The organism is Variovorax sp. 01T439_2, from assembly GCF_056398445.1.
Map to the genome: position 1 here is coordinate 1 of NZ_JBFTPJ010001071.1, position 1,856 is coordinate 1,856.

At 67.0% G+C, this 1,856-nt stretch carries 3 protein-coding genes; 2 read left to right on the forward strand and 1 reads right to left on the reverse strand.

What is annotated here, in order from left to right; translation table 11 throughout:
• A partial coding sequence (locus AC1DOC_RS31995) for a sensor histidine kinase (RefSeq protein WP_478131367.1) occupies positions 1-1,068 on the forward strand: 1,068 nt, incomplete at its 5' end.
• Between the two features lie 137 nt (positions 1,069-1,205).
• A complete protein-coding gene (locus AC1DOC_RS32000; protein WP_478083373.1) occupies positions 1,206-1,670 on the forward strand; it encodes a hypothetical protein in 465 nt (154 codons plus the stop codon).
• A gap of 9 nt (positions 1,671-1,679) precedes the next feature.
• Here the strand turns inward: AC1DOC_RS32000 and AC1DOC_RS32005 are convergent.
• Positions 1,680-1,856 (reverse strand): helix-turn-helix domain-containing protein (locus AC1DOC_RS32005; protein ID WP_478131368.1); only part of this gene is annotated, 177 nt, incomplete at its 5' end.

The window sequence follows — 1,856 nt, forward strand, 5'->3', positions numbered from 1 at the left end:
GCGGAGACCATGTCCGTTGTCGAACTGCGGGACCATGCGCATGAAATCCTGCTGGCCATTGCCGGCGAAATGGAATCGGCCCAGTCTGAAAGGCAGCGCGAAGCAAAGTCCAAGGGACTTGCGCTGCCGTTCCTCAAGGAGACTTTTGCCGCCGAACACGGTGGCCTGCGCCAGCGGGTGGGTTTCGACCTTTCCCAACTGGGCGCGGAATACCGCGCGCTGCGGGCCACGGTTCTTCGTTTGTGGATGGGACACGTCGGCACGGTCGATGCCGCGGTCCTCGAAGAAGTGATGCGCTTCAACGAAGGCATCGACCAGGGCCTTGCCGAGGCCATGGCCACCTATTCGGAGCACGTGGCCAATTCCAGGGACACCTTCCTGGCCGTGCTGGGACACGACCTGCGAAACCCGTTGAGCGCGCTCAGCTCCTGCATTCATCTTCTCGAACTGGCAGGCGAGGCCAGGCCCAAGGAGCGCACGCTCCAGATCGCCAGGCGAAGCATTGCGTCGATCAACGACATGGTCACCGACCTGCTCGAGTACACGCGCACCCGGCTCGGCCGCGGCATCGAAGTGGTTCCACAGGAAGGCGACCTGAGTGCGCTGTGCCAGGAGGCCTTCGACGAGGTCTGCGCGGCCTATCCCAAGCGGGAGCTCGTCGCCGAGCTTCCAGCCGATGTGGTGCTGATGTTCGATGCGCCCAGGATGCGCCAGGTCCTCACCAACCTGCTGAGCAACGCCGTGCAGCATGGAGACCCCGCCCATCCCGTGGCGCTGGTGATCCGGGACGAGGGGGCGCATGCGAGCCTGATCGTCAAGAACCAGGGAAGGCCGATTCCCCCCGATTCGATGCAGGTCATCTTCAACCCGCTGGTGCAGGTTGCGACACGCGAATCGGCGCCGCACGAGCGGCCCGCCACGAGCCTGGGGCTGGGCCTCTACATTGCGCGGGAGATCGTGACGGGGCACGGCGGCACCATCACCGTGACCTCCTCCGCGGCGGAAGGCACGGCATTCACCGTTCATCTGCCTCGCGGCGGCAAACAGGCGACCCAGCCCGGCGGGTGATACCGACAGGCGCCGCGCAGCTATCCATTGCATGGCACCGGCGACTGGGCCGGCCTGCCATGAAGACTTTGGACTACAAGCCGGCTTTCCGGCCGTGTCTAGCTTGGCCTTGTCGAAACACCAACAAGGAGATTCCGATGAAGCTGACACGACGTATTGCACCGACCCTGGTGGCGGTCTTGATGGGCGCCTGCGTGGCGCCGCTCGCATTGGCTGCGGGCGGCGGCTCCGGAGGAGGCGGTGGTGGCGGTGCCGGGGGCGGCGGAGGTGGCGGCAGCAGCGCCGGTGTAGGCGCGGGCGCAGGCGTTGGCGCAGGCGCCAACGGCAATGGCGCGGGCGCGGCCAGCGGCTCCAATGCCTCGGACAATGCCGCCACGCCGGCAACACCCGCCACGCCTGCAACACCGGCCACGGCCACATCGCCTGCAACGCCAGCCACGCCTGCGACACCGGCCACGCCGTCGCCGCAGTCTTCTTCTTCTTCGTCCTCGGCATCGTCCACGATGTCTGCCACGCCCGCGACGCCGGCCGTGCCGGGCTCCAAGGCCGACAGCACCGCGACGACGCCTGCGGTGCCCGCAACGCCGGCAACGAAGAGGTAGGTAACTCGATCAGGCCAGCTGTCCGCTGGCCAGTGCCGCCGCGGCAGCGCGCGTCTCGACGCCCAGCTTCTCGAAGATGTGCTCGAGGTGCTTGTTGACGGTGCGCGGGCTGGTGCCCAGGATCTCGCCGATGTCGCGGTTGGTCTTGCCCTTGGCAAGCCATGAGAGCACTTCGGTCTCGCGCGG

Bases quoted from the DNA above. Each gene is read 5' to 3' on its own strand.
- AC1DOC_RS32000 (WP_478083373.1), top strand. From the start codon at position 1,206: ATGAAGCTGACACGACGTATTGCACCGACCCTGGTGGCGGTCTTGATG.